Origin of the sequence: Paenibacillus sp. LBL (assembly GCF_029893715.1) — a bacterium.
In the GTDB taxonomy this organism is placed as follows: domain Bacteria; phylum Bacillota; class Bacilli; order Paenibacillales; family Paenibacillaceae; genus Paenibacillus_AQ; species Paenibacillus_AQ glucanolyticus.
In genome coordinates this window covers 910,618-924,580 of the sequence record NZ_JARXYU010000001.1, presented here as the reverse complement: position 1 = coordinate 924,580, position 13,963 = coordinate 910,618, and the positions used below count along the sequence as shown (strand labels likewise).

Here is a 13,963-nt window from a genome sequence, read left to right as displayed (position 1 = left end):
AATCCGGGTTATTTTAACGGGACCTGCTTGGACAATGCCTCAAATTGCAACAGATGAGGATTTATTTTGTTTTGTATGCTCTTTAAATATTTTTTCGCGGCATCATTTTGACGTTGTTCTGCAGCCGTGCTGGCCGGAAAGATCGAATAGGATTTGTTGACGGAGCCGTTTTTGTATTGGACACTGAACATGGAGGCAGCTGCCCAGGCTTTTTTCATGTTTTGGTTGCTTCCCATAATCGTCAGCAATTCCTTGCCATTCTTGTAAGTGAAGCTGTAATCCGGGTCCGCTACGGCATGAATGACATCGTAGCCGCTTTGGAATACGCCTGCCTTGAATGTCCCCTTCCGGAGCTGGTTCCATCTGACGGTCCCGTCGGGGAGCGTGACTTTGTGTGTCTGGAGGCCTTCGCCATCCATCTTATCGTCCGTCCAGGAGCCGTTGTACACCACTTTATGTTCTTCATCATCTGCTTGGTATTGGTTCATGTATTTACCGGTGCCCGTGCGTTTTCCGTTTACGAAATCGCCGGAATACTGTTTGTCTTCACCCCATTTGATAGTGCCTCGCCCGTGGGGCTGGCCATGGGCTGTCTCACCGTAATAAGATGTCCGTGCGGATATTTGGATCCATTCCTTGGCGGAGGCGGCATTGGCATCTGCTGATGCTGGTGCTGGAACGAGAGAAGATGCAAAGAGCGATAAAGCACAAGCAAGAGTTATGGATAACAGCTTTATTTTTTGCATGATAACATGTCTCCTTTTCTCGGGTGATCTTAATATTTACTTCTCTTAAGCTTCCATAAATCCTCTTATGGCTGCAAAATTATGGGTCCTTCGTGTTGAAATAGCAAGAACGAAGTCAGAATACCGGGGCTACGTTTCACAAGACAACAGGCAAGATTATTGTGGATAAAATATGAACGAAACAGATAGAAAGGATTTCCTCTCAACATAAAATAGTTTACATTTGTTGTGATGTCTATATACTTATACTTTAAAGCAGTACATAAACATCATGCCAATGGAAGTATGGTCTGGCAAAGGGAGGATAAACATTGAACGCATCTATTAAAGTAGGAATCGTAGGTTATGGTAACTTGGGTAAAGGGGTACAGAAAGCGATCGGACAGAATCCGGATCTGGAGCTGGTGGCTATCTTCACGCGCAGAGACCCGCAGCAAATGCCGGCAAATTCCGGTGCACGCTTCGAGCATATATCAGCGGCAGAGCAATATATCGGCAAGATTGATGTCATGATCCTCTGTGGCGGTTCGGCTACGGATTTGCCTGAGCAAACTCCACAGCTTGCCAGTATGTTCAATACGGTAGACAGCTTTGACACACACGCGAAAATCCCTGAGTTTTTCCAGGAAGTTAACAAAGCAGCGATGGGCGGAGGTCATGTGAGCGTGATCTCGACAGGCTGGGATCCGGGGCTGTTCTCCATGAACCGTCTCCTCGCCGAAGCGATTCTGCCTGAAGGAAAAGACTACACGTTCTGGGGCAAGGGCGTAAGCCAAGGCCACTCGGATGCGATCCGTCGAGTACCCGGGGTGAAAGCGGGCGTTCAATACACGGTTCCGGTAGAAGAGGTTATCGACCAGATCCGTTCCGGAGAAACGCCGGAGCTATCTACTCGCGAGAAGCATCGGAGAGATTGCTTTGTTGTAGCGGAAGAAGGAGCGGACCAAGAACAAATCCGCCAAACCATTGTGTCGATGCCTAACTATTTTGCGGATTACGATACAACCGTTACCTTTATTACGCAAGAAGAGCTTGAGGCTGAGCATGCCGGGATGCCTCACGGCGGATTTGTCATCCGCAGCGGGATCACCGGAAACGGAAGCAAGCAAATTGTTGAATTCGGGCTGAAACTCGACAGCAACCCTGAATTTACGGCGAGCGTGCTCGTGTCTTATGCAAGAGCGGCCATTCGCTTGAGCAGAGAGGGACAGCAAGGCGCCAAGACGGTATTTGATATCCCGCTCGGATACCTGTCGCCAAAATCAGCCGAAGAGCTCCGCAGCGAGCTGCTGTAAGCTGTAAGAAGCCCTGCCGCATATGCGGCAGGGCTTCTTTTTTTCTGTATATTATACGATACCTTGGGCGATCATGGCATCGGCCACTTTGATGAAACCTGCGATGTTGGCGCCAGCCACAAGATTGCCGGCCACACCATACTCTTCAGCAGCATCTACGGCACTGCTGTAGATGTTTTTCATAATCTGATGGAGCTTCGCATCCACCTCTTCAAAGGTCCATGACATTCTCATGCTGTTTTGGCTCATCTCCAGAGCGGATACGGCAACTCCGCCTGCATTGGCGGCTTTAGCCGGTCCAAACAACACGCCGCTGCTAATGAACAGCTCCATGGCCTCCAATGTTGAAGGCATATTGGCTCCCTCGCCGATAGCCTTCACTCCGTTTGCGATGAGTGTTTTGGCAGCGTCGGCGTCGAGCTCATTCTGCGTGGCACAAGGAAGTGCGATATCGCATGGAAGGTTCCAGATTCCCGAGCAGCCTTCGGTATACTCGGCATGCGGGTGGATCTTGACGTATTCGCTGATCCGCAGGCGATCCCGCTCCTTCAGCAGCTTGACGGTTTCAAGGTTGATTCCGTCCGGATCATGCAGGTATCCGTTGGAATCACTGCAAGCAATGACATGCGCGCCGAGCTGCTGCGCTTTCTCGATGGCGTAAATGGAGACGTTGCCCGAGCCGGAAACCACGACGCGGCGGTCTTTGAAATCAAGGCCTTGCGCAGCCAGCATTTCCTGTACGAAGTAAACGCAGCCATAACCGGTTGCTTCCGTCCGAGCCAGGCTTCCGCCATATATGACGCCTTTGCCTGTCAGCACTCCGGCTTCATGTCCTCCGCGGATACGCTTGTATTGACCGAACATATAACCGATCTCGCGAGCACCGACACCGATATCCCCAGCAGGCACATCGGAATCAGGTCCGATATGGCGGTACAGCTCGGTCATGAAGCTCTGGGTAAAACGCATCACTTCCTGATCGGACTTGCCTTTCGGATCGAAATCCGAACCACCCTTGCCGCCGCCGATCGGCTGGCCCGTGAGCGAGTTTTTAAAGATTTGCTCAAAACCAAGGAATTTGACAATGCCGGCATAAACCGACGGATGGAACCGGATGCCGCCTTTGTACGGACCCAGTGCGCTGTTAAACTGGACGCGGAACCCGCGGTTCACTTGAGTTCTGCCTTGGTCGTCCATCCAAGGAACGCGGAAGGTGATCATACGCTCCGGCTCGACAAGGCGCTCCAAGATACCAAGCTCACGATACTTCGGATGCTGGGCTAACACAGGGACGAGGGAATCCACAAATTCCCGGACGGCTTGATGAAATTCGGACTCATGCGGATCTCGCGCTACAACCTGGTTATAGATGGATTCCACATAATCTTGCGCGGCAGTAAGGGGTGAGGATACAGAAATATTCGTAGTCACTTTTGCGATGCACTCCTTCAAATCGTTAAAGTAGTATTGCGTGAAAAATCGTCTGTTCTGCAGAAAGAGGGGCCTGTCTTGGACAATTTGTACTAAAACATTAAAAGTTTGCACTCTGCATTTTTAAGTTAAAAAGAATTTTATAGAATCTTGGCTCGCATTACCAATAAAATGTTTTTTACGAACTCATTAAATATTTCTATAAACCTGTCATTAGGTGTTAATTCGCTGGCAGTTTCGCCGTGTTTCGTGTAGTTAAAATGCAAAAAATAAGCTGAATTTGTCATGGAAATACACAACGAAACCGGTCGCGAAGTTAAATTTTTTGGGTGTGTTTTACGTTTAGGGTAATGGAATACATGGAATATTATTACAGGAGCTGAAGGAGCCATCTTCCGGCGGAGACGCTTCTGGTCATCCAGCCAGCAGATCCGAAGCAGGCCGGGGCGGAAGGAGAGAATGTACCTCTGCTGTCCGTGTCGGATGATGCGATAACGAATCTCGGATTGGAGTACGGAAGATATATGTCTCCGATTAAGCTGTTTAATATAGCCGAACATGTACACAAAAAAAAGATCGAACCCAGTCCGTGTGCTGAGTTTCGATCTATTTTGTTATTACAATAAGAATAAGTGCGTTTTATTTGGATATATCAATGAATCCCTCGCCAAACACATCGCGTACATCGTGGATCGTGACAAAGGCATTTTTGTCCTCTGCGCGCACGATTTTTTTGAGCATGGATACTTCTTGTTTGCTAATGACGATGTAAAGCACATCTTTCGTTTGACCGGTGTAGTATCCGTAACCCCGCAATACGGTTACCCCGCGATCCATGATCTCCGTCACCCGTATGGCGATGCGATCATGATGGGTTGAGATGATGGTAACGGCTTTTTTGGGATTCAGCCCCTCGATAATAAACTCCATGGCTTTGGTCCCGATATAGAGGATCACCACCGTGAACATCACCTTCTCGATACCGATAACAAAGACGGACAGTCCAGCCACGATCAGGTCGAAGAACAGCAGTGCGTAGCTGATATTCCAATCCCAATATTTGTTGGCCAGACGTGCGAGTATGACTGTGCCTGCCGTTGTGCCGCCCACCCGGACGATGAGTCCGATTCCGACGCCGGCAAACAGTCCGGCGAAGATGGCGTTGATCACCGGCTCATTCGAAGCGATACGCCAGTTCTCTGTCAGATGCAGGAAGATGGAGTTAAAGGCAACCGCAATAATGGTATACACCGTTGTTCTTCTATCCAGCAGCCTGTAGCCGATAATGAGTAAAATCCCGTTAATAACGATACCGACCAGTGCCGGGGACCATTGCAGTGCGTAATACAGAATGATGGATACCCCGGTAACGCCGCCTTCGCCAAAATCGTTGGGAATCACAAATAAATTGACGGCCAGCGCAAAAATAAATGCCCCGATGAGCAGCATGATCATATCAAATGCTCTTTTTTTCATACGTACCTACCTCCATGACTTTCAACAAGCTCACAAAAAAAGCGATTAAAGGAAAAAATCATCCTTTAATCGCTTTATGCAAACATAGGTTGCGCAGCTCTTTTGATATTCTCATTATAAAGAGCATTATATGGAATGTAAATGATTTTTAATTTTCAGAAAAGGAATGTCCGAATAGGTGAGCAACATTTCGAAACGGACCCTGTGATAAAACTGAAAGTGAAAGAAGAAGAGGAGATGATGAGATCATGACTGCATTGAATGGGAAGATAGCCCTGGTTACGGGTTCCAGTCGAGGAATTGGGCGCGCCGTAGCCATGCGTCTAGCAAAGGAAGGGGCCTTGGTAGCTGTTCACTATGGCAAGAACCGCGATACGGCGGAAGAGGTCGTACGGGAGATAACACAGGGCGGAGGCGACGCTTTTCTGATTGGGGCAGATCTTGGCGACAGGGATGGAGTAAGAAAGCTGTACAAAACGCTGGATGACATGTTGAGAGCACGGACCGATGATACGCGTTTCGATATTCTGGTCAATAACGCAGGAGTCGGCTTGATGGCAACAATCGAGGAGACAAGAGAAGAGAGCTTTGACGATATCATGCGAGTCAATGTGAAGGCACCGTTCTTCCTGATTCAGCAAGCCCTTCCGCGCCTTCGGGACGAGGGGCGCATTATTAATCTATCGTCTGCCGTAACCCGGATTTCCTTGCCCAATATTCCGGCGTACACCATGACGAAGGGGGCCATCAATGCGTTGACGCTCTCCTTGTCAAGCCAGCTTGGCTCCCGTGGGATTACGGTCAATGCGATTCAACCCGGATTCATTAACACGGACATGAATGCCCCGATGCTTCAGGATCCTGCTTCGTTTCAATTCGGCGCCGACTATTCGGTCTTCGGAAGGTGGGGAGAGCCTGGCGATATCGCAGATATCGCAGCATTTCTGGCTTCTTCGGAGAGCCGCTGGATCACGGGTCAGAGCATCGATGCAAGCGGAGGCTCTCACTTGTAAGAGCTTGCTTCTTGAAGCAAGAGAAGAACACGTATTCATGAGAAGAACCGTGCCATGCACGGTTTTTTGCATGTTCTGTAACAGGCCGACATACCATAAAGCCCGCGCGCAGTGCGCAGGCTTCTTATGGTAGGAAGCTAACCCAGCCGTTACCTCATGCGGCATGATAGTTATGCAAGTACTTCTACTGTAAAGCCTCCTGGAGCCTTGACATAGAAAGTCCAGCCGTGGGCCCTTTGGGGAGGAGGGACATCATACCCATCCTCCCTCAGACGTTGATGGATTTCATTTACCTTCTCTTCGCTTTCCTGTATAAAGCCGATATGAAAAGTCTTGGGATAGTTCACCTCGGTCCCCCGCATTAAGGTCAGCACCATCCCTTCATCGTCAAACAACGCTGCAAATGACTGACCGCGCTCACCGCCGATTTTGAGTCCGAAATAAGTTTGCAGAAATTCCTTGGCTGCGGTTACATCAGTTACCGTGAGATTAAGATGATTCAGTATCATTGTGTACACACTTCCTTTTTAGTGGAATGAGGGATTCTTAATTCAAGCGTAGCACATATATGCAAGTACCAGGCTTATGGTCGTTTTAGACTGTAGTTGATGATGAAAGCCGTCATATAAGTTGAAGGTTTTTGAACGGGCTTTGCTTTGTCAGTTCATAAAAATGCATAGCTGCTGAGAATGGATTTATCCTAACAGATGAGACAGCGCATCTGTTATACTTAATTGATAATGATTATCATAATCAAGGGGAGGTTCTATGTTAACTCCAAAGGCCACCTTTTCCATGTACTCTTTTCATATCCCCATTCGTTTAATCGGATTGGAGAAAGGGATTCCAAGCACCATCGGGGACAGTCAGGAGGCGGATTACATAGTACTGATTATTCAGGACGGAGCCGGTATGCTGCACCAGGATGATCGTTCATTCCCGGTTTCCAGGGGAAGCGTATTTGTCTCTGGCAGCACCATTCCGGATTTAAGGCTGGAATCGAACAGAGTTACCCCGTTGCGGGGGATTTATATAGAATACCGGTGTTTATCTATAGCTGGCAGCACATCTTATGGTCTTGATTGCTCTGCGCCGTTTCATGCCATCTCGCCCGAGACTCTGCGATTGGCCGGAGAGTTTGAGAGCTTGTGGAGAGGTCAGAACTCAGATGAGCCCTTTCACATGCAGCTTCTGTTTATTAAACTGCTGCAGGAGATCCATGCGGAGATGGAAATCAGGGCTTCTTCATCAACAAAACAATCTTGGGTGGAGCAAGCTCTTGAGTATATAGAAAAGAACTACCATCAAGATGTAACACGTGAGCATATGACTGCTCTGTCGGGTGTCAGTCCTGAGCATTTCTCACGCATGTTCCGCAAGCATACCGGACGTACCTTTAATGCTTACCTGACGCTGCTTCGAATTCGCAAAGCGCAGGAACGAGTATTGACCGGATCGCAGGATCTGAATGCTCTGGCGCAGGAGGTAGGGTATAAGGAGGGCTTGTACTTAAGCCGTAAATTCAAAGAATCCGTCGGTGTATCGCCTACGGTATACAAACGCAAGACTAAACGTATCACGGCGTTGAATCTTAACCATACCGCATCGTTGTTGGCACTTGGCATTATTCCAGAGCTTGGTGTGTATACTCCCTGGCTGCTGCAGACTCAATATAACAAGAACTTGAGTACAGGACGTTATTTCGATCCCTATACGCTTGCCACTGATGGATACTATGAAGCAGTGGCTTCATCCAGTCCCGATTTGATTATTAGCTACAATTCTGCGGCTGAGAATAAGAGGATGCTCTCTTTGGCCCCTGTTCTGGAGCTGCCATTCAAGACGATGAGCTGGCGTGAACAGTTTCGTTTCATTGCTTGCACGATGAACAAACAAACGGCAGCAGAGGATTGGCTGTCCCGTTATGACGAACTTGCCGATCGTGTGAATGGTGAGCTGAACCATGTGCTTGGTGAGCGGGGCACCGCCGTTGTCTGGGAAATATGCTCGGACAAGGCCTATTGCATTAGCGGCAGCTTCGGCAGAGGCAGTCAGATTTTATATGATGATATCGGATTCCGTCCACCTGAACGGCTGATAGAGGAGGGTTTGTTTCGTGATGGGTTTGTCGAAGTCGATATTGGAGAGATCGCTTCTTATGCAGCAGATCATATTTTTATCACGTCACTCCCAAGTGATCCATCTGGTCAGGAACGTGTCAATGTATTGTTTCGTTCGGAGGAATGGATGAATTTGGATGCAGTCCGGCGCAATCAAGTCTATGTGCTGAATCAGCCGGAATTATTCTTCGGGTATGATCCCATCTCTTCGGAAGCACAGCTGCACGAATTGATGAAGGTGCTGAGACGACATCACAAATTTGCATGAATGGACATCATTATAAGGCATAGCCATTTGAAGGGACAGGGGGTAAAGTTTATTTGAGAATGATTATCGTTATCGATAAATAAGGGGGATTCAAATTGCTTTTTTCAGATTATTTGAGCAGACGAAGGCTTACATTGATTGTCATGGTCCTTATAACGGCACTTATGATCAGTGCGTGTGGAGCAGCAGATACGGGTAACGGCAATAGCAACACGGAGACAGTACAGACTGCAGCGTCGGATCCGTCGAAAGCGGTTGAGACGAATTCGGAGGGAGATTCCAAAGTGAAAACGATCTCCACTGTCCATGGAGACATTGAAGTTCCGGTGCATCCGCAGCGAATTGTTGCTGAAGAATACTTGGGAAGTCTCATTGCGCTTGATGTGATTCCGGTCGGAGCGCCAGGATTAACCATCAAGAACTACTACTTTAAAGAATCTTTGGAAGGAATCGAGGATATTGGGGATTACGGAAAGCCGTCAGTCGAGAAAATCGTGGCATTGAATCCGGATCTCATCATCACCGGCAATGCTGAAAAAACGTATGAACAGCTCAGTAAAATTGCACCTACTATCGTCATTCCGTGCGGGGATTTAAAAAACGCCCACGAAGAGTTGACTTATTTCGGCGAACTGTTTGGTAAGGAAGAAGAAGCTAAAACCTGGCTGGAGGAATATGACCGGCGCATTGCGGCCGCCAAGGCTAAAGTCGATGCAGCAATTCCCACTGACGCCACCTTCAGTATTATGGAGGACGGCGAGAAGTCAACCTGGGTATACGGTGATAATTTCGGGCGTGGCGGTCAGGCTGTCTATCAGGCTTTGGGAAGGAAACCTCCCAGCGGGGTGGCCGAGGAAATATTAGAGAAGCAGTGGGCTGAGTTAACGGCTGAAATGGTGAGCAAATATGCGGGTGATTATATTATTATGACCTCCAATTCCAGTACGATGGAGGATTATAAAGCAGACCCGATCTGGGGCAGCCTCCCGGCAGTCAATAAGGGACAGATGTACGTCTGGCCTGAGGAACGCTCCTGGTATTATGATCCGCTTGCCGTTCTTGCTCAAACAGAAGAATTGGCGGATTGGCTCTCCAAACAGGATAGATAGTTGATGTGGTTCTCTCCGTCGTCGACGATGAGCACGCTCGCAAATGATATGACGTGTTGGCTTACTGGAAAAATAGATAAAGAGTGTGCAATTTCTGCACACTCTTTTTTGTTGTATTGAATTCAATCTATGAGGAACCAGCCTAATACTTGAGAGGTTATGGTGTAATGGAGGGAGCAGGATTATACAACAGGCATCGTAGTGTTTTTTCAGGATAACGAAGCTCTGCATCATAAGTGCTGCCATCTTCCAAAGTAATTAGAATGTTAACCATTCCACGTTTATCGTTAACTGGATTCTTCACATATTTTGCGCTCTTGATTGCTCGGGTTTCGCCAAGCTTCTTAGTCACAATCTGCCTAGCTGCTACCACCCAGCTTGCATCCTTGCTTATTTTTAGACTTGCTGAGGAACTAATAGGTGTTCTTTTGTATGATAAATCAGTAACCGTTGTATCTATCACCGTACCTGTTGTTGAATCCAGGATGACAATATAAGTTAAATAGGCTTGTCCATTGGCTCGTAAAGTATCTGCTTTATATGGCTGAAAGAGAATACTCCATGTTTTCTGTTGTTCGGAATATAAGGTATGCAAAGAGGCAGAAACCTCCAGCTTGGAAACATCGACGTCAAATATTTTCTTTACACTTGCTGCTGCAAATTTGACAGCTTCTGACTCTTTGATGTCGGTGATTTCCTGTTGTTCGGGATCAACTCGTTTGGATAATACATAGTTGATCCGGTAGTACCAGTCGATATGTTGCAGCAGCTCTTGATCTGTCATAGGTCTCTTGGGGTAGAAGAAGATGTCTTTGTCCATATCGAGATAAAAATCATAAGGTCCTGGCTCTAAGGGTAGTGGGCTCGTTGGTCGCAGTCCATCATATACATATTGATCGCCCAGCTTTAGAAGACGGTTACTTTCCTCTTCTGTAAGCTCTCTGCTTAGCTCGGTGGTTTCTTTTTTATTTTCATCGAAATAGTTATTAATTAATTGTATTTCTTCATCTGTTATGGTCTGCTCTAGATAGCTCTCAACTGTTGATACAGGAGCTGTGGCTTCAATTTTCATAACAGGCACCGTGCTGCTAACAGAGCTTACGGTTGATATGTTCTGTTGCAAGGACGCCTTTTGTGCTACAACTGTTTGATTTACGACACTTGGAACCATGACTGCATTTAATGCCAGAAGTCCCCCCGAAATAACAAATACTGTTGCTGCCATCGTGAATAATTTTTTCTTGTTTTTCATTGTTATACCCTCCATTTAATAAGCTTTTGTCTTGGTTTACTTTAATATAGCGTTATTATGGAGTCGTACTGGAGTTGTTATGGAGTTGTAAAATAAGATGGACACTCGTTCCTGAATGCTGCTTAGACTGCAGTGATAGACGAGCATCGTGTGCTTCGGCAATTTGACGGCACAAGGATAAGCCGAGCCCTGCCCCTCCATGTTCTCTGGAACGGGCACTGTCAGCTCGGTAAAAGGGTTCAAAAGCCCGTGCCACCTGCTGTGCAGTCATTCCAATACCGAAATCGCGTACTTCCAGAACGGCTTCTTCGTCAAGTTCATAAGCCATTAGCCTAATTTCGCCTCCTTCAACGGAAGCATGAATTGAATTCTCAAGGCAGTTTACTAGGAAAGTGGCGAGTAAATCAAAGTCCCCATATACATAATCGATATCCCGATGGACAATAAGCTTGATTCGAGAATCCCTCATGTTTTTCATTTCAGTCTGTTGGACAGAATTGAATAACTCTTCAACAGGGATTCGTTGCAGTTCCAGCGGTTTACGACCGACAACCGAAAGGTCTAGCAGCTTAAAGGCCAGGCTTTTTAATCGCATGGTTTCGGTCCATATATAGTGGGTGGCGGTGCCGCGTTCTTCTTCCCCAATGTTAGCGGATCTCAAGTATTCTGCGAAGCCTTGCATACTTGTAAGTGGTGTTCGCAATTCGTGTGCAAGATTATCAACGATTCGTTGTTTTTCTTCTGCCATTTCTGACAACTCATGCATACGCTGTTCTATCGCTTCAGCCATGCGGTTGAAATTCTGCGACAATTCGCCGAACTCATCCTTGTTGTATAACAGGACCCGTTCTGAATAATCGCCTTCGGCAATATGTTTGGTTGTCTTCGATAATAACCTAAGTGGTTTAGTCAACTGCCTGATGAATAGAAACAGGAGAATCATAAGCGCAGGGCTGATCGTAAAGTTGATAGTTACAAAAAAACGATTCAGCTCTCGCTGATTGTCATACAATTCCTCAATATCTCGTGTGTAAACAAGCAGTAGATGATCATAAGGGGGAGGAAGTTTATGAGAGAATTGTATATAATGAATTCCTTGTTCTTCAATTTGTTCGAATGGAATGTCGGGTTTTATTAGATGGTTCATATCTTTTGGATATAATAGCTGTTCTTGATTCCAGAGCTGTAAGGTAACACCCTGTTGTAAATAATTTTTGGCATAAGAATAGGTAACATTGTGCAGGATTTCATCGTCTACACTCGATCCTCGTGACATGATCGACGTTAAATTCTCATAGATGTTATTAGCAATGAGCGCTTGTTCACTTGAGGCTCTTTGGATTTCTCGCTCTGTATTAAGAGACCAGCTTTTATTCATAATCATGACAACACTGATATCAAGTGCCACAACGAAAAGAACTAATACCACGAGTAGTGTCTTCAGCCAGAATTTCAATGGGTTCTATACCTCCGCATTCAGCCTATAGCCCAGCTTAAAGATAGTGACGATCCGTTCTTCCCATCCTAGCTTTTTACGCAGCTGTCTAATATGGACGTCTACCGTGCGGGTTTCACCGAGGAAATCATAACCCCAGACAAGTTCCAGCAGTTTCTCTCTGGATAACGCAATATTGCGATTACGGATTAATACCTCAAGTAGATCGAATTCTCGTGCAGTCAATTCTACAGGTTGGTCGTTTTTTAATACTTGCCGTTCCAGCAATTTGACTTCTGCTTCACCTAAGACAAAGAGGTCATCGGATGGCTTCGCACGGCGAAGCACGACATTTATGCGAGCAAGAAGCTCTAAAATTTCAAATGGTTTGATGATATAATCCTCAGCTCCAAGTTCAAATCCGGTGATGCGGTCGGACAAGGATTCCTTCGCTGTAAGAAAAATAACCGGTATGTTATATGCTCGTATATGTTGCATTAGTTCAAAACCATCCATACCAGGCAGCATTATATCTAGGAGAATCAGATCAAATTTCTCCTGTTTAAGAAATTGAATGACGTCTGTTCCGTTGTAAGATTTACAGAAATGATGTCCTACCAGTTTTAAATTCATTGTAATTAAATCGTTTATCGATTTTTCATCTTCAACGACTAATATATTGGCCACAATCGAGTCCTCCGTTTGCTAAAATCCGTTATTCACTGCGATAAGCAGGGCGTTTTTTAAGTCAAAGCCCGTGTTTTACGATAGTTTCTCTTTGAAAGTACTTTAGCACGAGTTGTCGTTTCAGCGATACATAGATTCATGAAAGATAGTTAACAAGAGCGATCATATAAAAAAAGAACCCGCCGACTAACGGGTTCTTGCACTTTACTCGTCTCCCGTCGCAACCGGGTTGTCCTCGTAACTGATCCAGTCGCTCCAGCTGCCTGCATACAGCTTCACATGGCCGTAACCGGTTTCCTCCAGAGCAAGCACGTTGGGGCAGGCAGTTACGCCGGAGCCGCAGTATACAATGATCTCGGTATCTTGCGGAATGTCCGAGAAGTGCTCACGAAGTGCTCCTGGAGCCTTCCAATGTCCGGAAGGCTCCAGAACACCCTTCCAGAAGTAGTTCTTTGCACCCGGAATATGTCCGGCCTTGGCATCCAAGGGCTCCTCCAATCCGGCATATCTGCGCGGCTCGCGGGAATCCAGAAGCATGCTGATACCCTGTTGAGAAGCCTGGCGTACGTCATGTACGCTGACGAGTTTATGGGGCTGCAGCTTCATTTCGTATGTAACGGGAATGACAATCGGCTGTTCATCCGTAACCGGATAAGAAGCGCTCTTCCAGGCTGAATAGCCTTCGGCCATTACATAGGCTTGTTCGTGCCCCGTATATTTCAGCAGCCACCATAAACGGCTGGCCATGGCCCCGCCCTGGTCATCATAGATGACGACACGGCTGCCTTGATGAATACCGGATTGGCCAAGACGCTTTGCCAATGTATCCAAGTCTGGCAGCGGATGGCGTCCGCCATGTTCCGTAATGGGGGAGGAGAGGTCCTTCTCCAGATCGAGATAAACCGCACGCGGGATATGCGACTCCTCGTAACTGGCCTGGCCGCTTTCCGGCTTGCCAAGAGCAAAACGGCAGTCTACGATGACCAGATCCGATTCGTAGAGTCTGGCCAGCAGCCATTTCATCGTCACGATATTGTTCATATATCAGGACACCGCCTTCTATGGGAAATAATGATATAAGGTAATCGAATTATATCATATTGCTGCTTGCCATTACGTATATAAGTAAAA

12 protein-coding genes are annotated in these 13,963 nt (G+C 46.9%); 4 read left to right on the top strand and 8 right to left on the bottom strand.

Annotated features, from left to right (window positions below; translation table 11 throughout):
- Window positions 1–8: 8 nt before the first annotated feature.
- Window positions 9–746 carry an MORN repeat-containing protein gene (locus M2277_RS04515; RefSeq protein ID WP_280754254.1) on the bottom strand — a complete coding sequence of 246 codons (738 nt, stop codon included), beginning with the start codon at window positions 744–746 and terminating at the stop codon, window positions 9–11.
- 311 nt (window positions 747–1,057) lie between these two features.
- On the opposite strand from M2277_RS04515, the gene M2277_RS04510 reads away from it, so the two are divergent.
- On the top strand, window positions 1,058–2,041 hold the full coding sequence (locus M2277_RS04510; RefSeq protein WP_006212103.1) for a diaminopimelate dehydrogenase: 984 nt from the start codon (window positions 1,058–1,060) through the stop codon (window positions 2,039–2,041).
- A 51-nt stretch (window positions 2,042–2,092) separates the two neighbouring features.
- On the opposite strand, the gene gdhA is transcribed toward M2277_RS04510, so the two are convergent.
- Together gdhA and M2277_RS04500 are read right to left on the bottom strand one after the other, a co-directional pair.
- Window positions 2,093–3,472, bottom strand: a complete 1,380-nt coding sequence (gene gdhA, locus M2277_RS04505; RefSeq protein WP_076152169.1) for an NADP-specific glutamate dehydrogenase — start codon at window positions 3,470–3,472, stop codon at window positions 2,093–2,095.
- A 639-nt stretch (window positions 3,473–4,111) separates the two neighbouring features.
- Entirely contained in the window at window positions 4,112–4,948 is an 837-nt protein-coding gene (locus M2277_RS04500; RefSeq protein WP_280754253.1) for a YitT family protein, read from the bottom strand.
- Window positions 4,949–5,196: 248 nt separating this feature from the next.
- On the opposite strand from M2277_RS04500, the gene M2277_RS04495 reads away from it, so the two are divergent.
- The gene (locus M2277_RS04495; protein ID WP_280754252.1) at window positions 5,197–5,961 is read left to right on the top strand and encodes an SDR family oxidoreductase; all 765 of its coding nucleotides are present in this window, start codon (window positions 5,197–5,199) and stop codon (window positions 5,959–5,961) included.
- Between the two features lie 170 nt (window positions 5,962–6,131).
- On the opposite strand, the gene M2277_RS04490 is transcribed toward M2277_RS04495, so the two are convergent.
- Window positions 6,132–6,470 carry a VOC family protein gene (locus tag M2277_RS04490; protein WP_006212100.1) on the bottom strand — a complete coding sequence of 113 codons (339 nt, stop codon included), beginning with the start codon at window positions 6,468–6,470 and terminating at the stop codon, window positions 6,132–6,134.
- Between the two features lie 259 nt (window positions 6,471–6,729).
- Here M2277_RS04490 and M2277_RS04485 point away from each other — a divergent pair, with 259 nt between their 5' ends.
- Window positions 6,730–8,349: a helix-turn-helix domain-containing protein gene (locus M2277_RS04485; RefSeq protein WP_006212099.1), complete on the top strand. Its 1,620-nt coding sequence runs from the start codon at window positions 6,730–6,732 to the stop codon at window positions 8,347–8,349.
- A gap of 95 nt (window positions 8,350–8,444) precedes the next feature.
- Complete coding sequence (locus M2277_RS04480) at window positions 8,445–9,458, top strand: ABC transporter substrate-binding protein (RefSeq protein ID WP_280754251.1); 1,014 nt, start codon at window positions 8,445–8,447, stop codon at window positions 9,456–9,458.
- A 157-nt stretch (window positions 9,459–9,615) separates the two neighbouring features.
- Here the strand turns inward: M2277_RS04480 and M2277_RS04475 are convergent, their stop codons facing one another.
- From M2277_RS04475 to M2277_RS04460, 4 genes are all read right to left on the bottom strand, one after another.
- Window positions 9,616–10,710, bottom strand: coding sequence for a hypothetical protein (locus M2277_RS04475; RefSeq protein WP_036643384.1), 1,095 nt, complete (start codon window positions 10,708–10,710; stop codon window positions 9,616–9,618).
- 55 nt (window positions 10,711–10,765) lie between these two features.
- Window positions 10,766–12,166 (bottom strand): sensor histidine kinase, encoded by a 1,401-nt coding sequence (locus M2277_RS04470; protein ID WP_006212094.1) that lies wholly within the window; start codon window positions 12,164–12,166, stop codon window positions 10,766–10,768.
- 6 nt (window positions 12,167–12,172) lie between these two features.
- Window positions 12,173–12,832 carry a response regulator transcription factor gene (locus tag M2277_RS04465; protein ID WP_280754250.1) on the bottom strand — a complete coding sequence of 220 codons (660 nt, stop codon included), beginning with the start codon at window positions 12,830–12,832 and terminating at the stop codon, window positions 12,173–12,175.
- 204 nt (window positions 12,833–13,036) lie between these two features.
- Window positions 13,037–13,873 carry a sulfurtransferase gene (locus M2277_RS04460; protein ID WP_280754249.1) on the bottom strand — a complete coding sequence of 279 codons (837 nt, stop codon included), beginning with the start codon at window positions 13,871–13,873 and terminating at the stop codon, window positions 13,037–13,039.
- Window positions 13,874–13,963 lie beyond the last annotated feature (90 nt).